20 protein-coding genes are annotated in these 24725 nt (G+C 45.1%); 17 read left to right on the top strand and 3 right to left on the bottom strand.

The window, feature by feature from the left end; all coding sequences use genetic code 11:
* From WBA89_RS19540 to clpP, 6 genes are all read left to right on the top strand, one after another.
* On the top strand, positions 1-788 hold a 788-nt coding region (locus WBA89_RS19540), incomplete at its 5' end, for a sensor histidine kinase (RefSeq protein WP_424408857.1).
* 47 nt (positions 789-835) lie between these two features.
* Positions 836-2248 carry an adenylate/guanylate cyclase domain-containing protein gene (locus WBA89_RS19535; RefSeq protein WP_424408856.1) on the top strand — a complete coding sequence of 471 codons (1413 nt, stop codon included), beginning with the start codon at positions 836-838 and terminating at the stop codon, positions 2246-2248.
* Positions 2249-2375: 127 nt separating this feature from the next.
* Positions 2376-3509: an acyltransferase family protein gene (locus WBA89_RS19530; RefSeq protein ID WP_424408855.1), complete on the top strand. Its 1134-nt coding sequence runs from the start codon at positions 2376-2378 to the stop codon at positions 3507-3509.
* A gap of 135 nt (positions 3510-3644) precedes the next feature.
* Complete coding sequence (vapB, locus tag WBA89_RS19525; RefSeq protein WP_424408854.1) at positions 3645-3863, top strand: type II toxin-antitoxin system VapB family antitoxin; 219 nt, start codon at positions 3645-3647, stop codon at positions 3861-3863.
* Between the two features lie 12 nt (positions 3864-3875).
* Positions 3876-4253, top strand: coding sequence for a type II toxin-antitoxin system VapC family toxin (locus WBA89_RS19520; protein WP_424408853.1), 378 nt, complete (start codon positions 3876-3878; stop codon positions 4251-4253).
* Positions 4254-4482: 229 nt separating this feature from the next.
* Positions 4483-5115, top strand: a complete 633-nt coding sequence (gene clpP, locus WBA89_RS19515; protein ID WP_424408858.1) for an ATP-dependent Clp endopeptidase proteolytic subunit ClpP — start codon at positions 4483-4485, stop codon at positions 5113-5115.
* Between the two features lie 446 nt (positions 5116-5561).
* Here the strand turns inward: clpP and WBA89_RS19510 are convergent, their stop codons facing one another.
* On the bottom strand, positions 5562-6494 hold the full coding sequence (locus WBA89_RS19510; RefSeq protein ID WP_424408852.1) for a hypothetical protein: 933 nt from the start codon (positions 6492-6494) through the stop codon (positions 5562-5564).
* Positions 6495-7508: 1014 nt separating this feature from the next.
* Here WBA89_RS19510 and WBA89_RS19505 point away from each other — a divergent pair.
* From WBA89_RS19505 to WBA89_RS19470, 8 genes are all read left to right on the top strand, one after another.
* Positions 7509-9890, top strand: a complete 2382-nt coding sequence (locus tag WBA89_RS19505; RefSeq protein WP_424408851.1) for a ribonuclease R family protein — start codon at positions 7509-7511, stop codon at positions 9888-9890.
* 221 nt (positions 9891-10111) lie between these two features.
* Complete coding sequence (locus tag WBA89_RS19500; protein ID WP_424408850.1) at positions 10112-11011, top strand: FAD-dependent oxidoreductase; 900 nt, start codon at positions 10112-10114, stop codon at positions 11009-11011.
* Positions 10966-11616 carry a hypothetical protein gene (locus WBA89_RS19495; RefSeq protein WP_333195363.1) on the top strand — a complete coding sequence of 217 codons (651 nt, stop codon included), beginning with the start codon at positions 10966-10968 and terminating at the stop codon, positions 11614-11616. The genes WBA89_RS19500 and WBA89_RS19495 overlap by 46 nt, the downstream gene beginning before the upstream one ends.
* 185 nt (positions 11617-11801) lie before the next feature.
* Positions 11802-13196: an ArnT family glycosyltransferase gene (locus tag WBA89_RS19490; RefSeq protein WP_424408849.1), complete on the top strand. Its 1395-nt coding sequence runs from the start codon at positions 11802-11804 to the stop codon at positions 13194-13196.
* Between the two features lie 79 nt (positions 13197-13275).
* Positions 13276-14634, top strand: coding sequence for a glycosyltransferase family 39 protein (locus WBA89_RS19485; protein ID WP_424408848.1), 1359 nt, complete (start codon positions 13276-13278; stop codon positions 14632-14634).
* Positions 14635-14821: 187 nt separating this feature from the next.
* Complete coding sequence (locus WBA89_RS19480; protein WP_424408847.1) at positions 14822-15454, top strand: flavin prenyltransferase UbiX; 633 nt, start codon at positions 14822-14824, stop codon at positions 15452-15454.
* A gap of 433 nt (positions 15455-15887) precedes the next feature.
* Entirely contained in the window at positions 15888-16760 is an 873-nt protein-coding gene (locus WBA89_RS19475) for a LapA family protein (protein ID WP_424408846.1), read from the top strand.
* Between the two features lie 27 nt (positions 16761-16787).
* Positions 16788-17339: a shikimate kinase gene (locus WBA89_RS19470; RefSeq protein ID WP_424408845.1), complete on the top strand. Its 552-nt coding sequence runs from the start codon at positions 16788-16790 to the stop codon at positions 17337-17339.
* 983 nt (positions 17340-18322) lie between these two features.
* Here WBA89_RS19470 and WBA89_RS19465 read toward each other — a convergent pair.
* Together WBA89_RS19465 and WBA89_RS19460 are read right to left on the bottom strand one after the other, a co-directional pair.
* The gene (locus WBA89_RS19465) at positions 18323-18766 is read right to left on the bottom strand and encodes a hypothetical protein (protein ID WP_424408844.1); all 444 of its coding nucleotides are present in this window, start codon (positions 18764-18766) and stop codon (positions 18323-18325) included.
* A 202-nt stretch (positions 18767-18968) separates the two neighbouring features.
* On the bottom strand, positions 18969-19373 hold the full coding sequence (locus WBA89_RS19460; RefSeq protein WP_193976335.1) for an NIL domain-containing protein: 405 nt from the start codon (positions 19371-19373) through the stop codon (positions 18969-18971).
* A 172-nt stretch (positions 19374-19545) separates the two neighbouring features.
* Between WBA89_RS19460 and WBA89_RS19455 the strand changes: the two genes are divergently transcribed.
* The 3 genes from WBA89_RS19455 to WBA89_RS19445 all read left to right on the top strand — a co-directional run.
* Positions 19546-20148 carry a thioredoxin family protein gene (locus WBA89_RS19455; RefSeq protein ID WP_424408843.1) on the top strand — a complete coding sequence of 201 codons (603 nt, stop codon included), beginning with the start codon at positions 19546-19548 and terminating at the stop codon, positions 20146-20148.
* Between the two features lie 561 nt (positions 20149-20709).
* A complete protein-coding gene (locus tag WBA89_RS19450; RefSeq protein WP_424408842.1) occupies positions 20710-23922 on the top strand; it encodes an efflux RND transporter permease subunit in 3213 nt (1070 codons plus the stop codon).
* Positions 23923-24157: 235 nt separating this feature from the next.
* Positions 24158-24725, top strand: a 568-nt coding sequence (locus WBA89_RS19445; RefSeq protein ID WP_424408841.1) for an RtcB family protein, incomplete at its 3' end; no start/stop codon positions are given.

The raw sequence follows: 24725 nt of genomic DNA, 5'->3' as shown, positions 1-24725 counted from the left end.
CGCAAACTTTAGAAGACTTAAAGTCTGCCCAAAATAAGTTGGTTGAATCGGAAAAAATGGCCGCCCTTGGGGGGTTGGTTGCAGGTGTTGCCCACGAAATCAATACTCCCATCGGCATCGGCATCACCGCCGCTTCTTTGTTGGCGGAAAAAGTCACGAAATTTTTTGAGCTTTACAGCAAGGGGCAAATTAAACGTTCCGAGCTAGAAAAGTTCCTGGATACCGCCGTGCAAAGCAGTAATATGATCTTATCAAACCTGACGCGGGCGGCTGACTTGATTCACAGTTTCAAAGAAGTGGCTGTAGATCAGTCGAGCGAATTAAAACGCACCTTTAATGTGAAAAACTATCTAGAAGAGATTTTGACATCTTTAACCGCCAAACTAAGACAAACCAAACACAAAATAGAGATTAGGTGCGATGAAAATATTGTACTGGACAGTTACCCGGGCGTGCTGTCTCAAATTGTGACAAATCTGGTGTTTAATTCCCTAGTTCACGCTTACGATGCAGAAGACGAAGGGATTCTGGCTTTTGATTTCAAACTAGAGGGCGATCGGCTAATATTTGAATATGCAGATAACGGCAAAGGAGTTTCCCCAGAAAATCTCAGTAAAATCTTTGAACCATTTTTTACCACCAAAAGAGGTAAGGGCGGCACAGGATTGGGACTGCACATTATTTACAACCTAGTTACGCAAAAACTCAAAGGTACAATTACCTGCGAAAGTCAATTGAACAAAGGTACAAGATTTATGATGGAGTTTCCAGCTAAAATTAGTAATTAGTTATTATACCACGAGTTTTAATACAATTTTATTTAGGAGAGTAATTAATGTCAGAAGCTAGTAAAAAACTGTTCGCTGCGAACGATGACGAATTAATAGTGTTGGGCGACGATGAATTAATATTTGCGGAAGAAGACGAGGTTCAAGAACAACCGATACCAGACAGTTGGAAAATTTTAATTGTAGACGATGAAATAGAAATTCACAATATTACAAAGCTAGCTTTAAATGAATTTACATTTGAAAACAAATCCCTCACATTTATCAGCGCTTTTTCTGGTAAAGAAGCCAAAGAAATGATCCAAGCTCATCCAGATGTAGCATTAATTTTACTGGATGTAGTGATGGAAACAGAAGAGGCAGGCTTGGAAGTTGTAAAATACATCCGCGATATTTTAGACAATAAAATAGTGCGGATTATTTTGCGTACCGGACAGCCGGGACAAGTGCCGGAAGATGTTGTAATTGTCAGCTACGATATTAATGATTACAAGACTAAAACAGAACTCACAAACAAAAAGTTATTTACCACGGTAGTAACAGCGCTGAGAGCATTTCGCGCCCTGACTCAAATCGAAGCCAGCAAAAGCGAACTTGAAAAGATTGCAATAGCTTCGGCCCGCTTTGTTCCCCGCGAATTTTTAAAGTTTCTCAAAATTGAAAGCATTGTTGATGCCAGATTGGGAGACTCTGTACAGGCGGAAATGACGATTATGTTTGCGGATATTCGTTCATTTACAAGTCTATCAGAAAGTATGTCTCCTAGAGAAAATTTTGAGTTTCTCAACTCTTATTTGAGCCGAGTTGGGCCAGTTATCCGCCAGTACAACGGCTTTATAGATAAATACATTGGTGACGGAATTATGGCGCTGTTTCCTAACTGTGCTGAAGATGCGGTGCAGGCAGCAATTGAGATGCAGCAGCAAGTTAAAATTTATAACAGACACAGGCAAAATAGCGGCTATCAACCTATTTCGATAGGAATAGGTTTGCATACGGGAACTTTAATGTTGGGTACTATTGGCGAAGCGGAACGGATGGAAAGTACGGTAATTTCTGATGCTGTGAATTTAGCAGCGCGGGTGGAAGGATTGACAAAGCTTTACGGAGTCAGTATTGTCGCTAGCGTCCAAACTCTTTGTCGAATAGACGATCCGCAAAATTATAAGTGCCGGTTTCTCGATCGCGTTCAAGTCAAAGGAAAACAAACACCTGTTGCTGTATTTGAAATTTACGACGGCGACTCGGATACGATGATCGAACTAAAAGGACAAACCCAAACTGATTTTGAACAGGGTATTTTTTTTCACTACCAGCAGCAATTCGCGCAAGCAAGGCAAATGTTTTTGCGCGTCTTGCAAGTCAACAAGTATGATAAGGCTGCACAGTTTTATGCAGAACGCTGCGATATGTTGATGAAGAATGCAGTCATTCTGACTCTGGAAGGAATTGAAATTTAGGGAATTGGGCATAGGGCATAGGGCATGGGGCATGGGGCATCAGCTAAGATTGTGAACAGCCAACAGTGAACAGTCAACAGTCAACAGTCAACAGTGAACCGTGAACGGTGAACAAATAACTTAATTTATGCGCTTAAAATCCCTTGATGTTTTTCGCGGAATTGCGATCGCCTCAATGATTCTAGTCAACAATCCCGGCAGTTGGAAACACATTTACTGGCCGCTAGAACACGCAGAATGGCACGGCTGCACTCCCACAGACTTAATATTTCCGTTTTTCCTGTTCATCGTGGGCTGCGCGATGTCTTTCTCGCTGTCTAAATATACTCAAACTACTACAAAAATAGAAACAAATATCTACTGGCGAATTGGGCGCCGATCGGCAATTCTGTTTATATTAGGATTGCTGCTAAATACATCGTCGATCGCCCTTGACGTACTTCTCAACAGCGCCCCAGTGGAAAACTTCTGTAAAATCCGCATCATGGGAGTATTGCAGCGCATCGGCTTAGCATATTTCATCAGTGCGATCGCCATTCTCAACCTTTCCCCCCGCAATCAAAAACTGCTCGCTGTTGCGGTACTTTTGGGCTATTGGGCTGCACTAACTGCAGGCGCTGTAGGGGGGTACAGTGCCGGCGAACTCACGCCAGAAGGAAATTTAGGAGGATATGTCGATCGGCTAATTCTCGGCAGCCAACACCTGTACAAAGGCGGCCCCTTCGATCCTGAAGGATTGTTGAGCACCTTACCCGCAGTTGTAACAGTTCTCATCGGCTATTTTACGGGAGAATGGTTGCGCGTACAGCCGATCGAAACCCGCACCAGTGTCAACTTAGCAATATGCGGCCTAAGTTGTCTAGTAATCGGCCGTTTTTGGGGATTTTTATTTCCAATCAACAAACAACTGTGGACGAGTTCCTATGTGGTTTTTACCGCAGGTTGGGCTTTGTTATTGCTAGCAGTTTGCTACGAAACAATAGAAGTGCGGAATTGGAAATGGGGGCGACCGTTTGAAATCATGGGAGTGAATGCAATTTTCCTGTTTGTTGCTTCCGGGATTGTCGCCAGACTTTTATTAAAAACTCATATCGGTAGCGGCGAAAATCCTCCGACAACTTACACTTGGATTTACGAAAACTGGTTTGTGCCGTGGGCTGGGCTGCTGAACGGTTCTCTAGCATTTGCCGTGACAGCGGTATTGTGTTGGTGGTTGATTTTGTATGGAATGTACCGCCGAGGTTGGGCGATCAAAATTTAAATTGTGGCTTGTTAAACAAGTGGATTAGTTGGTAAGTTGTCAGGAACCGCGAGTTGACAGTCAAAAGCTTTTTGCTATAATACGTTTATTAAAGTTGGCAGTTCATAACGTGGATGGTATAAAGGAGAAGAAACAATGATACAGCCAGTAATTTTAGAAAAATTAGAAGAACTACCAGAATCTTTTCAGACAGAGGTGCTTCATTATATCGAGTTTTTGATTGAAAAGTACGCTAAAAAATCTACACAAGAAAAACCACCAAAAAAGCGTCGTGTTGCGGGAACAATGGAAGGTCTGATTATCATGGCAGATGATTTCGATGAGCCGCTTGAAGACCTGAAAGAGTATATGTAATTAATTTCATCTATGCTGTTAGACACCCATGCCTTACTCTGGTTTCTGAATAAAGATTCCCGATTACCAGAGACGACAAAGACACAAATAGAGGAGGCTGAATCTGTATTCGTCAGTATGGCTTCACTTTGGGAGATTTCGATTAAGGTTAACATTGGCAAATTAACGCTGATGACTACTTTTGAAACTATCAGATTAAACATGATAAATTTGGGCATTGAGGAACTACCCATTTCTTTTGAGGATGCAATTACTTATCTCTCAATTCCCCTGCATCATCGAGATCCGTTCGATCGTATTCTGGTGGCACAGGCGATGAATCATTCTCTTATTTTGATTAGTCGTGATGTGGCTTTTGATTCCTATGCCATTCAGCGGGTGTGGTCATAATCAAGGCTAAATTTTTTTATTTGATGCTACCGTTAATTTGCGTTATCACAAGTGCGTTGCAGATTTGACCTCAAACCTCTACTGATTTCGATTTCTGTTCTCGAATTGAGAAATTATGACGGCCCAAATGCCTCAACCCCGCCCCGATCGAGGATTTTGCCGATTTCTCGATCGCCCCCCTGTCAACCGCTCGCTATAAATGAGCCCGAATCGCTAAAATAAAAAAAAGATACGTAACAGGCAGGCCCAGTCAATGATCCCAACAGTTATAGAACAATCCGGTCGCGGCGAACGCGCCTTTGACATTTACTCGCGACTCCTGCGCGATCGCATCATCTTCTTGGGCCAACAGGTTGACTCCGACTTAGCCAACTTGATCGTTGCCCAATTGCTATTTTTAGACGCAGAAGATCCAGAGAAAGACATTTACCTCTATATCAACTCCCCTGGGGGTTCGGTATCAGCAGGTATGGGCATTTTTGACACAATGAACCACATCCGCCCCGACATTTGCACCATTTGTCTCGGTTTGGCAGCCAGCATGGGCGCTTTTCTGTTGAGTGCCGGCGCTAAAGGCAAGCGGATGAGCTTGCCTCACTCCCGGATTATGATCCACCAACCTCTCGGTGGAGCTCAAGGACAAGCAACGGATATTGAAATTCAGGCAAAAGAGATTTTGTACCACAAACAGCGCCTGAATCAATTTTTGGCAGATCATACCGGTCAGCCGCTTTCGCGCATTGAAGAAGATACGGAACGGGATTTCTTCATGTCCGCCGATGAAGCTAAGGACTATGGTTTGGTGGATCAAGTGATCGATCGCCGTCCTTCGGCCAGCCGCCCGATCGCTGCTGTGGCGTAACTTGCAAGTTAATGTGAAGTTGCATATATTTCGATCCCCCTCGCATCCCCCTTAAGAAGGGGGACTTTGAGAAGAATCTTGTCCCCCCCTTAGTAAGGGGGGTTAGGGGGGATCAGATTCTATGCAGCCTCATAAAAAATTGGTATAACTTGCAAGTTAACAATCAAAAATGGGAAATATTCTGCATTTTTGATTTTTAATTTTTAACGTTCAAAAGTACCTTTTTAATTCTGGATAAACGGGTGCGTCGAAACCGGGTTTTTTACCCAAATCTTTGGTTCTCAACCTTAATATCTGTCAAAAACCCGGTTTCTTTAATCCTGGATCAACGGGTGCGTCGAAACCGGGTTTTGTACCCAAATCTTTGGTTCTCAACCTTAATATCTGTCAAAAACCCGGTTTCTTTAATCTAATAGCCTCCAGCGCCTTGTTTAGTTTCCGAATTCCTACGGTAAAGATTCGAGATATTGCAGGAAGTCGAGCAGTTGTTCTGGGTTTAATAAATGCCGCGCTGCTTTGCCATAAGCTTGTTTGAGATAATCTTTTCCTTGGCTGGCAGTCCAGCTTAACCGCTTGATTTCCTCAGTGGTTCTGCTGTAAATTTCCAGATATTCTAAAAAATCTGCCAACTGTTCGCTAGAAAGCTCTCTCTGCGACGACTTGTCATAAAGTTGTTGGAGACAGTCGGTTTCCGTTTTTTTATTCCATCCCTGGCGTTTGAGGATGCCGTCTATGTTGGCGATCGTATCAGAATCGTCCTCGATCGCATCACTGGGAATTCCCACCGCGATCGGTTGCAATTCCCTGATTTCAGCAGCACCCTGCGGCAGTTCGCTTTGCCCGATCTTCGGCACCTCCAGTTCTTCGATCGGTTCGCCGTAGCTGGAAGAAAGCCAAGCATCCGAATCTATCTGCTTCGGTACAAATCCAGCCGCCGGAACTCGATCGACCGCAGGCGGCTGCGGTTCCGGTACAGGTGCGATCGGCTCTTCATTTAATTTAGATTCAGTATTGACAAAATTGCTTTGATGTGGTAAGTCAACTTTTTCGGCAACAGGCATTTCTAAAACAGGAAGAGGAGCAAGGGACTGAGGAACCGGAGGCGGAGGCGCGGAGACAACCGGAGGCGGAGGCGGAGGCGGAGATCCAGAAACGGGAACGGCGACAGGAGGGGTATCGGACAATCCGAGGACGGCGATCGATCGCGATCGGGCGCGGTCTTCAGCATCCTCAACAGACTCAGCAGCCGACATACCAGTAGCGAGAGTTTTGCCGTCAACCTGAACCAGACAGCGAACCACAAACTTGCCGTGATGAACGGTCAGCAACTCACAGATTAACTGTCCAGCGGGATAAAGGGCGCGAAATTGAGCAAACATAATTTTTTTACCCCGAAACCAAAAGGGGCTGATGACTTCAGTTTAGTACAGAACCGGGCGTTAGTTGCTTGATTCTTCAACATTTATGCAAAACCGCAGGGCGGGCAACAGAAAGCGAGTCGTTGCTCGATCGTCCTGTTAAATCCCAAAAATCCCCAAAATTACCGTCAAAAGCAGCCGAGAGAAAACAATTTTCGGAAAATACATATTCAACATACAATAAATGTAAGGTGAATCAACCGCGCCACCTTTGACCGAAAAACCCTATCCCACATCCGGCGGTTTAAGCTAACAAGCACCGAGGGGTCATTTCTACCTACAGGAAATGACACAGCAACTAGGCAAAAGTAGTAAAGTCTCCGGTTTTGTGTACCTTGCACTTTCTACAGCACAGATTGCTGCCGACTCGCTCGCTGCACCTCTGTCGGCAATTAGACCGCCTGCAAAAAAACAGAGGCATTTCTTACCGCTAGCTACTAGCAATTTTGCCGGGAGCGGGTAAATTCTTTGGTTTTAGCACAAGGCAAGAGTCACTTCAAAAGCAAGAAGAAAGCAGGAAAAAGGCAGAAGGAAAAATGCAAGAGACAGAAATGCAAATTTTCTCCCTCTCCACATCTCCATCTGCTCGTCCCCGATTCAACCCGTCGCTTTCAGCATCGAGCCATCTTTTAAGAACCGACAGGGGCTTTCTGACTTCGCGAAGAGCTCGGCGCTAACAGCCAAAAGCAAAGAAACCAAGGCTAAAAAACTGTATTGGGGAATAGGGTGCAAAGCAGTTGTCTGCACCGCCATTCGTCAGTTGCAGACAGACAGCAGACAATTAGCACTATCGTCAGTGTCGGGAAAAAATCTGAAAAATTTCCTGCACAGGGGTAGCACCGACTGTGCTGGCATTTCCACCTACTAACCCGCGTATTTGTAGTAGGAAGCAAGCACTGCGAAGGCGAAAAAGGGGGCGGCGGCTGATTTGCCAAAATTAGACTAATTGCTGGAAAAAAGAGGATCGATCGCTACATGGAATTTTCTATCGCTGCACTGCTGGCAAATTTTACAGAAGACAAATTAGTGGCTCCCAAAGCATTAGAGAAAAAACTCGATTGCAACGACGCCACCAGTCAACTCAAACTTCAAATCGCATTAGAAGCTCTAGAGAAAATTGGCATATTAGTCAAAGACAAAGGCCGCTACCGCCGAGTAGCTGAAGACGACGTAGTAGAAGCAAAACTCCGCTGTTCGAGCAAAGGATTTTGTTTCGCAATTCAAGATGCCGAAGGCTCAGAAGACGTTTACGTGCGAGAAAGTCACCTCTCGACAGCTTGGAACGGCGATCGAGTATTAGTCAAAATCATCAAAGAAGGCAGCCGCCGCCGATCGCCCGAAGGCGAAGTCATGCTGATCCTCGAACGCGCCAACCCCTCGGTACTGGCGCGAGTCAAGCAAACCGGCACCCCCACCGGCCGCGTCAGCTACAGAGCAATTCCCCTGGACGATCGCCTGTTGTTTGAACTCGACTTGCTCGCCAACGGCACAAACCTGCAAGAGGCGATCGACCATTTAGTACACGTCGAAGTCAAACGCTACCCCCTCGGCACCCACCGGCCAGTCGGCAAAGTAGTACAGGTACTCGGTTCCGACGCCGAAGCAGCAGACGACCTCGACATCGTGTGCTGCAAGCACGACTTGCCGCGTTCCTTCCCCGCCGCCGTCATCAAAGCAGCCGAAAACTTGCCCAGCAAACTCAAAAAAACCGACATCAAAAAACGGTTAGATTTGCGGAACAGCCTGACAGTAACCTTTAGCAAAAACGAAGAGGGAGAAACCAACACCGAAAACGAAGCCCCTCAAGTTCCAGAGGAAAATTTCTCCGAGGGAACAGCCGAAAACGAGCTCTTAAACGAATTCGACCCGACCTCATTTTTGTGCGATCCGCCAATCGAACGCGCACTGTCGATCGAAACCCTCAAGTCCGGCGGCTGGCAAGTAGCAATCCACATCGCCGACGCAGCCGAGTACGTGCAGCCAGAAACCCCCCTAGACCGCGAAGCCCGCAAACGAGGCACCAGCGCCCATCTCGGAGAAAAAATCATCCCCGTACAGCCACAAATCCTCAACGATCGCTGCTCGCTGCAACCAGACACCGAACGGCTGGCCTTCAGCATACTGCTGACCCTAGACGAATCGGGAGAACTCACAGAATACGAAATTCAAACCAGCGTCATTCACATTGACTACCAGCTCAGCTACGAACAAGCTCAAGCAATTATCGAATCAGACTCCGATGCCGAAGATAACCCTTTATCCTCCGCCCTCCGTCCTTTCCTAGATCAAATCTGGGCAGCCTCACGGGCTGCCAGACAAGCGAGACTCAAGCGGGGAGCATTTGAACTAAATTTGCCCGACGCCAACTCTCACTTCGACGACGAAGGCGAATTAGGAGCTTTTACAACGGCTACCCCCGCCCAGTCGGCGGTCTCCGAGTTGGTGGTACTCGCCAACGAAGCTGTAGCCGCGCACCTGCAAGCCTTGGGAGTCCCAGCAATCTATCGCGTCCAGCCGATGCCAGACCCCGCAGACATCCAAGAGTTCATCAAACTCTCCAACAACCTCGGAGGCGAACTGTATCTCGAAAGCGAAGAAGAAGTTCTGCCCTTCGACTTCCAGCGATTTACCCAGCAGTTTGCCGGGCTCAAGTCCGAAAGAGTTCTCACCTACCTGCTGGAAGACACCATGAAGCCTGCAGTGTACAGCACAACTCCCAAGCCGCACTTCGGTTTAGCGCTGCAAGACGGTTACACGCGCTGCACCTCACCGCTTTCCCGCTACGCCGATTTATTGGTGCTGCGGGTGTTGCAAGCGGTGTTCGAGCAAGGCCGCAGCAGCCGCACAACTCGCGCCAAGGAAAAAGTCAACCTGCACCATTCCTCCTGTCACGGTCAAATTACTTGGAATGTCCTCCCCCCAGACTTGCACCACGAATTTGAGACAGAGTTTGCAGCATCCGTGGTACACCTGACGGAACGCGAAAGGGTTGCGGAAGATGCCGAAAGCGATTTGCAGGGGTTGAAGAAAACCGGATTGATGAAAGAGCGCACCGGGCAAACTTTCCAGGGTTTGATTACGGGTGTACAATCCTATGGTTTCTTTGTGGAAATTGAGGTGCGGCCGACCGATAGCGAACTGTTGCGAGTGGAAGGATTGGTGCACGTTTCTTCGCTGAAGGATGATTGGTACGAATACCGATCGCGCCAGCAAACTCTGGTGGGCCGGAAAAACCGCAATCAGTACCGTTTGGGCGATCGGGTGGAAGTCCAAGTCAAAAGCGTTGACTATTACCGCCAGCAAATTGATTTAGTTGCAGTCGGCGGCGGCAGTCAAGCTTTTGATGATGATGATTAGTCAGTTGATTGTTGACTGTTGACGGTTGACTGTTGACGGTTGACTGTTGACTGTTAACCCTTTTTATTTTGTAGGTTGGGTAGAGCGATAGCGAAACCCAACTATACTTAGAAAATCTGCATAAGCTCGATCGGCTCTAAAATTAGGATAAATCGGTTGTTTTATTGACAAACTGTGCTACTCTAAAACGTTAGTTATAAAAACTTCATCAACAGCAAAACGTGTCCCCAATATACATACTTGGGGCTGGGCCAGCCGGTCTAGCTGCCGCTTATACGCTAACACAGCAAGGTCAAACAGTTGTCGTCGTCGAGCGAGAATCGCAAGTTGGCGGACTCGCTAAAAGCATCAAGTACCAAGGATTTATTCTCGACCTCGGCCCCCACCGCTTTTACACTAAGATTCCCCCCGTCCTCAAACTCTGGAACGAAGTTTTGGACACCGAACAAGTCACAGTCAGCCGCCTTACCCGCATTTACTATAACGGCAAATACTTTAGCTATCCCCTCAAAGCCTTAGAAGTCTTATTTGCTCTCGGTATAGTTGAAAATGTACGCATCTTTTTTTCTTATTTAGCAGCAAAACTGTTACCCAACCGCCACCCAAAAAACTTTTCAGAATGGGTTACAGCTAAATTTGGTAAGCGTTTATTTGAGATATTTTTTGAAGCTTATACAGAAAAACTTTGGGGAATTCCCTGCACTGAAATTAGTGCTGAATGGGCCGCCCAGCGGATTAAAGGACTTTCGCTGCTAAAAGCACTTCGCACCGCTTTTTTTGGTAGTGATGGCAAAGTTAAAAGCCTAATCGATCAATTTCAATTTCCCCGTTTAGGCTCAGGGCAATTATACGACAAAATCAGCGACTATCTACTGGAAAAAAATCAGGAAATTCTCCTGAATACAGAAGTAGTGCGGGTGCACGAGCACAACAGCCGCGTCACTCAACTCACTCTGAGAAATCGTCAAACCGGAGTAGAGTCAACGGTTGGCTGTAGTGCAGTGATTTCCTCAGTGCCGCTGAATACATTAGTAGAACAAATGATTTCACCCCCCCCCGTAAGGAAATCTTATCATTGGCGCGATCGCTCAAGTTTCGCAACACAATTCTCGTTTATCTAATAATTGAAGGCAGCCAGTTATTCCCTGACAACTGGCTTTATATCAACGAGCCCAGTGTCAGCGTCGGGAGGGTAACTAATTTTGCCAATTGGTCGCCCCAAATGCTGCCAAACCAGCACCAAACGCCTTTATGCTGCGAATATTGGTGTAACCTCGACGAACCGATGTGGCGGCAGCCGGAAGCTGAACTTTTGAGTTTGGCAGAACAAGAATTGAGAAAAATTGGGCTGCTTCGCGATGAGAAGGTTGCGGGAGGTTTTGTCGTGCGCTTGCCACGTACTTACCCTATTTATGCAGGCAATTACAAACACATTTTATCAGAAATTCAAACTTATATCAAGCAATTTGAGAATTTGCAAGTTGTGGGTCGTTACGGTGCTTTTAAGTATAACAACCAAGACCACAGTTTGCTGATGGGAATTTTAGCTGCCCAGAATGTATTGAACCCAGGTAAACATGACCTTTGGGAGGTCAATTCTGACAGTGAATATGTCGAAGAAGCGAGTGTTGATGCTGCGACTACTCCCGCTAGGCTAGCTGGTGTTGGTAGGCGACAGAAAATCATACATTTGTTGAAGCAACGAATATCAAAGAATAGATTGTAGCTGGTAATTTCAATATCAAATAGTCCTGGACGCATTGGGACTGAGAAACCGGGTTTTTTACGACAATACTTCGTTATAACCTACAGATTCGGTAAAAAACCCGGTTTCTGACTACCCCTGCGTAAGTCCCGATCAAATATGCAGTATTAACAGAGTATTTATTGCTTTCAATGAGGATTAAACAGATGAAAAATACAAAAATATATGGCTTTAATTTGACAATCTGGGGAGTGCTAACAATAGCTTTTTTGCTGAGGTGTTTATTAACAATTGTGGTTCTTGCTATTAATCACACTTCAGGAGCCTACACTCTAGATACCGAATCATACCTGATAACAGCCAGAAAGTTAATAGAGGCCGGTCAATTTGTAACTGGTGTACAGCCTGAAATTTTCCGCACTCCGGGCTATCCACTATTATTGATACCAGGAATTTTATTAGGTCAGCAAGAACTTGTGGCAATCTTCATTCAAATAATGCTGAGTTGCTTCACGATATTTCTAATATATAAAATTGCCTTGGCTATGTGGGGTAAAAGCAAAATTGCAACTTTTTGTGCCTTGCTGTATGCAGTTGAACCAGTATCTATACTATGGCTGACGCTGCTGATGCCTGAAACTCTGTTTACGGCCTTAATCACCTTATTCATTTATCTACTGATAAAATACTTGACTGAAAAGTCGTGGAAATATTTACTATGTGCAGCAATTACCTTGGCTGCATCTATATATGTCAGACCTATAGGGTATTATTTACCTTTGCTTATCGCTGCTATCTTATTGATGGGTAGCTTGACAAAGATTCAGAAAAATAAGATTTTGATGATTCATGCTTGCGTTTTCTTTCTAGTCGCGATGGGTAGCGTTGGTATTTGGCAAGTCAGGAACTATGTAAAAACTGGATATTCGGGATTTGCGGCTGTTTCTGATTACAATCTATATTGCTATAACGGGGCATCTGTAATTGCCAAACAAAACAAAATAACTTTTGAAGAGATGTCTGAACAGCTTGGATGTAATAATCCCGCAAAGTATTTAAAATTTCATCCCGAACAGCAAACATGGAGTCAGAGAGAAATTTATCGCTACATGGGGAAAGAAGGAAAGAAAATGATTATGAGCAATACTTGGGATGCCTCAATTGTTCATTTAGAAGGCACTATTAGAACCTTGATTGAGACACCTGCAAAGCTGTACCTAAAACGTTTCACTCGGCAACGTAATCCTGCTCTAATTCCTTCCTCTCAAATTCCTAAAGTTTTAACGGGTCAAACAAGTTGGAGAGCAATATTTAGTAATGTTCGCCTTTCGCCTCTAGTCTTTTTTTCTGACTTAAGTTTGTTATTAATATCAGGAGTTTATCTGCTAGGTGTTACCGCAGCCTTACTATCTAGTAATTTCCTAAAAAATAGGGCAATGATAACTCTGGTTAGCATTGCTATATACTTCCTTGCCGTATCCGGGGGCGTTGCAGGTGGCTATAGGTTTCGCCTTGCCATTATGCCAATAATCTGTCTGCTGGCTGGATATGGCTTGTGGTTGATTGTAGATAAAATTAAGCCAAGAAATATTCATGAGTAAGGAGATATATAGCTAATAACTTTAATGTTTAATAGACCGCGTACCATAATTTTACAATTGAAAATAGGTAATTGTTAAGATGATAAAAAATACCAAAAAATTCAGGCCTGAATTTACCATTTTTTCATTGCTGTTAGTCGCATTATTGATGAGATTGTTACTGCCTGTTTTAGCTTTGAGTATTACCCAAAATTTAGAAATGTTTAATCGAGGTGATACATTGTCCTTCATAATCCCTGCAAATAAGCTCATAGAATTCGGTCAGTTTTTAAACATTGATAATCAACCAGAACTATTTCGCACTCCTGGCTATCCTTTACTACTAATCCCCGGAATATTACTAGGCTATGTGGAAAATGTGACTGTTTTTATTCAAATAATTCTAGATTGTTTGACTGTATATCTGATATACAAAATTGCTTTACTCCTCTTTGAAAAAGATGAAATTGCCATTGTATGTGCTTTACTATATGCCATTGAACCCTTACCAATACTCAGGTCAGCTTTTTTAATGTCTGAGACTTTACATACAACTTTATTAACTTTGTTTTTGAAGCTGCTGTTAGAATACTTCAAGAATAAGTCAGGAAAACACCTGGCTTTGGCAGCTATGACTTTAGCAGCATCTATTTATGTCAGACCTATCGGATATTATTTGCCTTTTCTGATAACTGCTATCCTCCTAGTCTGGAATTTAAAAAAAATGCAGGCAAGGAAACTTTTAATTATTCATACCTGTATTTTTTTGATCGTGTCGATGGGTAGCGTTGGTATTTGGCAAATTAGAAACTATGTAAAAGCAGGATATTCTGGATTTGCTGCTGTTTCTGATTACAACTTATATTGCTATAATGGAGCTGCTTTAATCGCCGATCAAAAAAGAATAGAGTTTGAAGATAGCCACGAACAATTGGGGTGTACTAAACACGAGAAATATTTTATGCTTCATCCTGAACAGCGAGAGTGGAGTCAGGCTAAAATTTACCGTTACATGGGTAAAGAAGGAAAAAAGATGATTTTGAGTCAGCCTTTCACTTACTCAATAATCCATTTAAAAGGAATGTTCGCGACTTTAGTTCAGACCCCAGCCAACCGATATGTACCATTATTCGTGGGGCGGTTCGATCGATCGATCACTCCTTCATATCAAAATCTCGATCGATACAGCTCTATCATATTTTGGACTAATTTAAGCCTGTCATTATTCTCAGGCGTATATCTTTTAAGTGCAGCTATAGCATTACTATCAAAGAGATTCCTGAATAATTGGTCAATGATTACGCTTGTCAGCGTCGCTGTCTACTTCCTGACTGTATCAGGTGGGATAGTTGGCAGCCATAGGTTTCGCCTTGCTATTATGCCAATCATCTGTCTGCTGGCTGGATATGGCTTGTGGTTGATTGTAGATAAAATTAAGCCAAAAAATATTCAGGAGTAAGGCGACATTGCTAACTTTAGTGCTTTTGTGCTGGAAGAATTAGTATTGTTGAACCGCGAAGACACGAAGCACGCGAAGGAAGAAAAGAGAAGCAAGAAGGAAGAAGTAGATAAGTAATATCGAGCCGACAGCATGGGGGTTATTCGATCGCGATATAATTAGTGAGCTTATTCCTGGATAATTGCCCATGACTAATTCTGTTTCAGTCCCCGCCCAACCTCTAATTGTAGGAGTGACTGGAGCATCGGGACTGATTTACGCGGTGCGAACTCTTAAATATATGTTGGAAGCCGATCGCGCCGTGGAACTGGTAGCATCAAAATCTACCTACATGGTTTGGCAAAGCGAACAGAACATCCGAATGCCCGCAGAACCGACACTTCAAGAAGAATTCTGGCGGGAAAAAGCAGGAGTACCCAATTCTGGTAAACTTCGCTGCCATCCGTGGCAAGATGTTGGTGCTAATATTGCTAGCGGCTCCTTTCGCACCCAAGGAATGATAATTATTCCCTGTAGCATGAGTACACTAGGCAAGTTAGCGGCCGGATTGAGCTCGGATTTGCTCGAAAGAGCGGCCGACGTTCAGCTTAAGGAAGGGAGAAAATTGGTACTTGTACCTAGAGAAACGCCTTTTAGCTTGATTCACCTGCGGAATTTGACTACTTTAGCCGAAGCAGGGGCTAGAATTGTGCCAGCGATTCCTGCTTGGTATCACAATCCTCAAACTATTGAAGATTTGGTAGACTTTGTGGTTGCTCGCGCTTTAGATCAGTTAGGAATTGATTGCGTTCCTCTCAAACGCTGGAAGGAAGAAGATTAGTCAGTTGTTAGTTGTCAGTTGTCAGTTGTTAGTTGGCAGTTGGTAGGGGCGGTGCCCCCGTGCCCGCCCTCAGTTGTTAGTTGTTAGTTGTTAGTAGTCATTAGTCATTAGTCATTAGTCATTGGTCAATTCCCAATTCCCAATTCCCCATAACCAATAACCACTAATCACTAACCAATAACCACTAATCACTAACCAACAACCAACAACCAACAACCACTAACCAACAACCAATAACCAATAACCACTAATCACTAACCACTAACCAATAACCAATAACCACTAACCACTAACCAATAACCACTAACCAATAACCAACAACCAATAACCAACAACCACTAACCAATAACCAATAACCAATAACCAATAACCAATAACCAATAACCAATAACCAATTCCCAATAACCAATTCCCAATAACCAATATTATTGATATGCGTCCTATATTATTGCTAGTAATTGTCGTAGGGCTAACTATTTTTGCCTTGCAAAATGTGGAGCCGGTTTTATCGCTGGTATTTCTGGGAATTCGATCGCCCGCATTGCCTTTATCTATCTGGATTTTGCTCGGTATGGGGGCGGGTGCTGTCACGTCTTTATTGATTTCTGGTATGCTGGCTTTTTCCAATTACCTATCTCAAAGGGAAAACCGCACCGGCCGCGACATTCCCAGCCGCGATGCTGTCTCAGCAGACAGGAGAACGGCTTACGCCGCGCCTCCCCCTCCCAGAAAACAGGAGATTGACCCGGATTTTGATACGGAAAATAGCCAAACTTCCGATCGAACTCAGTACGGGACACCGGCGGGTTACAGCGCCCGGACTTTTCAGCAAGAAACTCCGAACCCAGTTGGGGCAAAGAATTACGCTGAACCGGAGACTTATCCGGCGACAGACGATGAGGATGATTGGGTTTCTGATGGCTCTAAATCCGGCTCTGGCGGCAGCGATGATGATTGGGGGGACGATCGCGATTTTTCCGATCGACCGCAGGTAAGTGACGTTGCACCGGCAAATCCGAGGGATTACGAAACGAAACAGGAACCGAAAAGCAAGTCTTGGGCTGGCTCGGTGTATTCTTACGGCTATCGAGATCCGAACCAGTCGGGGGTGGGACAAACTGAGTCTGTTTACGATGCAGAGTATCGGGTGGTGGTTCCACCGCAAGACACCATACTTCAATCGGGTGAGGCGAAATTACCTCAAAATCCTAGTGCAGAATCAGAGGATGATTGGGGATTGGATGAGGATGATGTATTTGAGGATGACTCACCACCCAGCGGCGGGCCGATTAATTTGAAAAAATAGTCAAATAAAAAGAGGGAGGATTTGGCGGTGGATTTGTTGAGGGGAGTTAATGTCTATCTCGTCGGGATGATGGGTGCGGGAAAAACTACGGTGGGGCGGATTTTGGCAAGGGAATTAAAATACCGTTTTTTTGATACTGATGAATTAATTGTTCGAGTTGCTAATCAGTCAATTGCTGAGATTTTCGATCGCGAAGGGGAAGAGGCTTTTCGGGAACTAGAAACTAAGGTGCTCAACGAATTGTCTGCTTATCAAAATTCCGTGGTTGCTACGGGCGGCGGTATTGTGGCCCGATCGACAAATTGGGGTTATTTACATTACGGTATCGTGGTTTGGCTGGATGTGCCTGTAGACCAATTGTGCGATCGACTGCGATCGGACAGCACTAGACCCCTACTGCGGGAGGGCGATCTCAAATCTAAGCTGCAAAGCCTTTTCAACGAACGAAAGCGTTTTTACGCTCAAGCAGATGTCCGAGTTTGTACCAGCGGAGGCGAAAGGCCTCAAGAAGTGGCGCGTCGGGCGATCGAAGAAATCAAAAAAATTATTAAATCCGAAACCAGCCCCGATATCAATTGATACATTCAGAAACCTGGTTTATGGGAAAACAATCAGGTTTCTGAGGACTTTTGTATACCGTACAAATACTGATTTTTGTCTGATTGTGTCCGTTTAACCGCAGAATGTTTGGGAATGATATCAAATCCTCTCTTCATCGGAGTAGTAAATTCACTGTTGACTGTTGACAGTTAACCGTTAACAGTTCACAGTTAACTGTTAACATCATGTATGAGTGCAACCGGAATTGATATGAAGCGGATTTGAGCGGATGTGGGGCTTAATTTTTATGGGTTTGAGGATGTGGTGATGGGAGACTTTGTGCAAAAACTCATGGCAAACTCATCTGATGGCTTAAAGTCATGTCACTAATACGAGTTTCCCAAAAGAATGCAACTGTATGCAAGCTTCAAAACCTGATATCATCACGCATTATCAATTTTGAATGCGAAAATGGTGTGAGTTGTGCCAAAAAATAAAGTGGCCCTACTGCAGTGGGGCTGTAGGGCGCAAGGACAGTTAAACGCTAACCTGATTATCGGAAAATTTAGCATCAATGCTATCCTCCTATGTGACGATTTCACAATCGTCCATTGACTCATCAATTTTCCCGTATCAAAAAATGTAACCCAAGATCGATCGACTTCAACTTGTCCTATTCTAAAAATAATACCTCATGCATTCTGACGAGCAGCTCCCGAAAGCTGCTTTTTTATTGAGCAAAAATCGGTCATAGAGCATCTGTACGTGATACCCTAGGGCGATCGCACGATCGTAACAAAAACGGATCGCGCGTGCCGAATGCGAGTCTCCACGCGCGATCCGACCGGACACAACATCGCGAAGATGGAAAACTGCTATAATTGCGCCGGTGGGGCGATCTGTCCGGGAGCGAGGTATTGAAAAAACCAGAGCTATATTTCTGCAAGGGCGATCGCATAGTTTTCAGCTAAATATCCGCTGCCAATTGTAGAATTTGGTTGGGTGAATTTCCCCTTCCCCCTTTAAGGTAATACGAGCTTGCCTGTTTTTGCCAAAAATTCTATCCCCCCGCCCAACCCCAAACCACTCATAGAAACAGCAGTTAAGATCGCAAAAGTCCGCCATCTTTGGTGACCAAACAATTGAATATCTAATCTTGCTAAAGCTCCTGCTGAAGTTAAGACTAAACCAGTCACAAAAATGTGCATCCAGGTAAAAACTACAACTGCTAAAAGAGCTCCTACAATAATCGAAATAAAAGCTCCGGCATCACTCGAAATCCACCGCATAATAAATCTTTTTATGTTTTTCAGCGGGAACGACAAAGCGATAGCTAACACGAAAACAGCAGTTACGGCGAAAAACCAACTCAGGTGCGGGGGAACATCAAACTCAGATAATTTCCAGCCCAAAATGAAATAGGTAACAAAAAGTAGGGTTAGAGAAAGCCAAGAGTTTTTTTTCATGTGATGGAAAGATTGGGGAAACCACGCAAAAAAAGATTAACTAGCCCAAAAACAGCAGCCCCCGACAGCACCGACGGTAGATTCCAAAATTTTAGACTTTGGTTCGAGATCCCAGATTCACGGCGCTGCAAGTAAATCTCAAATCGAAAATCTTCAATGCCTCAATCTCAAATCAACTGAGGCCGAGAAATTCCTGCACCGTCTAGAGGTTAGTAGAAATAGCTTGCACCGGACAAGTAGGGATGCACTGCTCGCAAACAATACAGCGCGATCGAGCAAAAGTTAATTTAAAGCTTTCTGGGTCTAGGGTCAAGGCTTGCGTGGGACATACGCCCGTGCACAGGCCGCAGTGAACGCAGATATCTTCATCTATAAGGATTTCCCTGCTGGCGAGGGAAACGCCGATATTTTGCGATCGCATCCAGTCGATCGCCGCTTCTAGTTGGTCGATGTCCCCCGATAACTCTAGCACCAGTTTGCCCACTTGGTTCGGAGCCACCTGAGCGCGGATAATGTTGGCTGCAACATTAAAATCCTTGGCCAGTCGGTAGGTGACAGGCATTTGGATCGATCGTTGGGGAAACGTCAGCGTTACCCGTTTTTTCACTTTTACCTCAGCAATCTACAAACACAATCTTTCTTATCTTATGTTTTAGCGCACCTAGTTTAATTATTCGTATCAGGCAAATTTTATCTAAAATTTAGCCGAGTATCTCAAAATGTGGTAAAATTTGAAGCGGTTATTAAAAAAACATAAAAATAACATAGCCCTTTATTTTATGAGTCTCAATTCCCCAAACTCAACTACTGACAACGCACCAAAAAATTCCGACACGACCACCGCCGCTCGTGTCAGAAACTTCTTGATAGTCTTAGCAGCGATCGCCCTGTCAGTATCTATCTTGTTGGGATTGCGAACTCAGACACCATCAAGCAGTCTCACCGAAATGGCAAAAGCCTCCGCACCGCTGGAAACAGCTTTAGTAAACGGCAAGCCGACATTAATGGAATTTTATGCTGATTGGTGCGGTAGCTGTCAGGCAATGGCCAGCGATTTGAGCGCCATCAAACAAAAATATGCCGAACCGATGAATTTTGTCATGCTGAATGTAGACAACACTAAATGGCTGCCAGAAATCACCAAATATCGAGTAGACGGCATACCGCACTTTGTCTATTTGAACGATAAAGGTAGCAGAGTTGCTGAAACGATCGGCGAAATGCCGCGCAGTATTATGGAAGCTAATTTAGAAGCTTTGATTGCCGGACAACCCCTGCCTCACGCTCAAGCAACAGGTCAAGTTTCTGATTTTAATCCCCCCACAGGGCCAGTGAAAACAAGTAGCTCCGACCCCCGCACCCACGGCAGTCAAGTGCAGTAGTCATTGGTCATTGGTCATTGGTTATTGGTCATTGGTCATTGGTCATTGGTCATTAATTAGTAGGAATAAGACTGTAGATACAAGGGCTGGATTTACCAACACTTCTGGCCTAAAACCAATCATCTCATAAACCCGCCCTTGCCAGGATATTACGGTCAATCGATCGCACTTGATATCAGTTGACAGTTGTTAGTTGTCAGTCGATCGCAACTTTAGCAAATCTCGATCTTCGGGCGATCGACTACCTCTCAAGAAATATTTAATTTTTTTATTAAAAGATTATTAAGATTTATTATAATGGCCAAATGCGAAGTCTAAATACTCGATCGTTCCCGATCGAAAATAAAGCTCGATCCAAATAATTTGGTTGCAATCCCCCGACTCATTCCTTCGCAGGCTGACTGATATCCTCTCCGGTTGCATCGGAATAATAATAAAATCGAGTCAACAGTAGGGGCGGTGGATGGTGCGTGCCCGCCCTCTTAACCGTCAACAGTCAACAGTCAACAGTCACCTGACGGTGCAACCGGAAGTAAATTCCAATCTAAAACCTAAAATCAAATGAGCGCCGATAAACCCGGATTCAGCATCAGCAGCCTCTCAATCCGCCGCCACATCGGCACCCTGATGCTGACACTGGCAATTATAGTCGTGGGCCTTTTCTACATCACCCAACTGCCCGTTGACTTGCTACCCTCCATCACCTATCCCCGCATCGGCGTGCGCCTAGACGCCCCCGGAATCTCCCCAGAAGTCGCCGTTGACGAAGTTACCCGCCCCCTCGAACAAGGACTTTCCGCCACCGAAGGAGTCATCCAAATTTTTTCCCGCACCCGCGAAGGACAAGTCAGCGTCGATTTATTCTTCAAGCCTGGGGGCAATATTGACCAAGCCCTCAACGATGCCACCGCCGCCGTCAACCGCATCCGCAACCGACTTCCCGACAATGTGGAAGCCCCCCGGCTGTTCAAAGCTGACCCTTCCCAGCAGCCTGTTTACGAATTTGCCCTCACTTCCAACTCCCTGCAAGGAGTTGATTTGCGCGTATTTGCCGACGAAGAATTATCCCGAGAATTAAACGTAATTCCCGGAGTAGCATCAGTTGACGTTGCCGGCGGCGTACAAGAAGAAATTCAAATAAATATTGATTTAAATCGCTTGCAATCTTTAGGCGTTAGTATTTCCGATGTTTTAAACGCCCTCGAAGCCCGCAATCTCGATACTTCCGGCGGGCGGCTGCGACAAGAATCGGCGGAACCTTTAACCCGTACCGTCGGACGATTTCGGAGTGCCAAAGAAATCCAAGAAATTTCCTTTCAAATATCTGGTTCCACTCCGCCCAAACGAGTCTTTTTGCGAGATTTTGCCAAAGTAATTGACGGGACAGAAGAAGAACGAGTTAAAGTATTTCTCAATCAAAAATCCGCCGTCAAAATCAGCATTCAAAAACAGCCGGACGCAAACACGATCGTAGTTGTAGATGGCGTCAAAAAGAAACTCGCAGAATTAAAAGAATCAGGATTAATCACAGAAAGTACCACAATCGTCACTACTTCAGATGAGTCTAAATTCATCCGAGATTCTATCAGCAACGTCTTATTTTCAGGTTTGACTGGGGCTGCTTTAGCTGGCGCATCAGTTTTGCTGTTCCTCGCTTCCCTGCGCCAGACTTTTATTATTGTCGTGGCAATTCCCCTCGCAACTTTAATGGCGATTATCCTGATGGGGATTTTTCACCTGTCTTTGAATATTTTTAGTTTAGGAGGTTTGGCGCTAGGTGTGGGCATTGTGGTCGATAACTCGATCGTGATGTTGGAAAATATTGTCGAAGGAACCAGCAATCATAAAAATCAGCGATCGACTAAAAAACAGTTGATCCAGCAAGCAGAAAATAGCAGTCAAGAATTAGAATCAGCTTTATTTGCCTCCACGATTACTAACTTAGTTGCGGTACTGCCATTTTTGCTGATCGGCGGCTTAGTTTCCCTGCTGTTTAACGAGCTAATTCTCACTATCACTTTTTCCGTCGCCGCGTCTTTGATTGTGGGATTGACTGTTGTACCGATGATGGCTTCTCGACTGCTAGCATTGCCGGTATCGAGCGGTTTGAGCAACTTTTGGCCGCTGCAAGCGTTCAACCGAGCTTTTACCAATGCTACCGCCGGCTACGGGAAATTTTTATCAGGAGTAGTGCGGTGGCGGGTAATTGTAGTTGTACTGGCGATCGTTATATTGGGCGGCGGCAGTTGGCAGATGGCCGGTCAAATTCCCCAGGAAATCTTACCTCAAATTAGTACCGGTCAAGCGAGGTTATTTGCTTTGTTTCCCGCAGGTACTAATTTGGAAACCAATCAAAGAGTGATGGCGGAAGTTGATAAAATTATGCTCAGTCAGCCGGAAACTGAATACACTTTGACTACGGTGGGCGGGCTGTTGTTCGGCACTAATACGATCGAGAATTTGCTGCGCGGCGGCAGCAATATCACACTAAAATCAGGCACCGATACCTTAGCTTTTGTGGAAAAAGTTAATCAAGAATTGAGGAAAGTTAAGGTTCCTAAAGGAACTCGGCTGCGGCTGATTCCTGAAAATGTGCGGGGTTTAGTTTTGACTAATTCTCCGGTGCGCGGTGCGGAGGTTGATGTTCTGCTTCAGGGCGAAAACGAGCAGTTATTGCTGCAAACAGGGCGCGACATTTTGGAAACTTTGGAAGAGAAGGTAAAGTTAGCCCGCTTTCGCCCGGATACCGATCCGCCACAAGCGGAAGTGCAGATTCGTCCCAATTGGGAACAAGCGGAAATCTACGGGTTGAATGCGAGGGAAATTGGAGAAACTATTCAGACAGCAATTCAAGGTGCTATTCCCACGCAGTTGCAGCGGGGAAACCGTTTGGTTGATGTGCGGGTACAGTTCGATCGCAATTCTATCCAGTCAATTTCTGAACTCAAGTTTATCCCTTTAACTGCGAGGAATAACGCTCGCATTCGCTTGGGCGACGTGGCGAGTATTGAGGTGGGAAAAGCACCGGGAGAAATTCAAAGACTCAACCAGCGCCAAGTTTTTTTGATTGCGGGGAATCTTAACAAGGGCGCAAGTTTGGGGGATGCTTTAAAACAAGTGGATGCTGTTTTGGCGGAATTCAAATTGCCGCCGGGAGTGCGAGTTATTCCGAGTGCGGCGGCGGAAACTAACCGGGAATTGCAAACTTCGCTGAAGATTTTGGGTGGGTTGGCGGCGTTTTTGGTATTTGTGGTGATGGCGGTGCAGTACAATTCGCTTGTCGATCCGCTGGTGATTATGTTGACGGTGCCGCTGGCTTTGGCTGGGGGGATTTTGGGGCTGTACGCGACTAAAACTGCGATCGGCGCGACGGTGATTGTGGGGGCGATTTTGCTGGTGGGGATTGTGGTAAACAATGCGATTATTATGGTGGAACTGGCGAACCAAATTCGGGAAGACGAAAAGGTCGATCGCGCCACAGCAATTCTCAGGGCTGCACCTCAACGTTTGCGTCCGATTTTGATGACAACTATCACCACAGTTTTGGGTTTGTTTCCCCTAGCTTTGGGAATTGGAGAAGGTTCGGAATTTCTGCAACCTTTGGGGGTTGTGGTGTTTTCCGGTTTGTCGCTAGCAACGCTGCTGACGCTGTTTATTATTCCGTGTTTTTACATTTTGCTGCACGATTTCTTCGGGATGTTTGCAGGGAAGAAGAAACCGCAGGCGGTTGCTATTCCTGTGCAGAAGGCGGGGCGAAAGAATGCGAATTTGTAAAAGATGATCCGGCGGTTGAAACCGCGTCTTGTCAAACGATGTCTGCCTGCGCCGACTAAAAAATAAAGGGGGTCTCAAACCCGGATTTAGTATCAGTCAATATTCTTTGACTCCCCAAAAAAATCCCGACTGACGCACCCTACGAGAATTAGTCGGTCAGGTGCGTTTGACATCCGAAACTTTTTGTAGTACGATGCGTAGTATGCAATAACTGGTAAAACAAACTTAAACCAAAATGCCCTACGAAAAATTAGAAATATCAACCCCAAAACCCGTGCTATCTTGGGCAAATCACGCCCTGGGCGAAAAAGAAACCAAGATGGCCGCCAATGTCGCATCTTTGCCCTTTGTATTCAAACACGTCGCACTAATGCCCGACGTACATTTAGGAAAAGGTGCTTTAGTCGGTTCAGTAATTGCCACAAAAGAAGCGATTATTCCGGCGGCTGTGGGTGTGGATATTGGCTGCGGGATAATTGCCGTAAAAATGCCTTTCACCGCCAACAAATTAGAAGGCAAACTCAAACAAATTCGCCTCGATATCGAAGCAGCAATTCCCGTCGGATTTGCTGAAAACAAAGAAGTGGAAAAATCTGTCACCAACTGGCAAAAATGGAGCGATTTCAAGGAACTTCATCAAGGCGTGCAGCACCAAGATAATAAAGCCTTAAAACAATTGGGATCTCTCGGTGGTGGCAATCATTTTATTGAGGTTTGCGTTGATACGGAAAACTTTGTTTGGCTGATGCTGCACTCTGGTTCTCGCGGCATTGGCAATTTGCTCGCACAGCAGCATATTGAGA

Source organism: Microcoleus sp. (genome assembly GCF_049646505.1).
Lineage (GTDB): Bacteria > Cyanobacteriota > Cyanobacteriia > Cyanobacteriales > Microcoleaceae > Microcoleus.
This window is presented reverse-complemented; position numbering and strand designations above follow the sequence as displayed.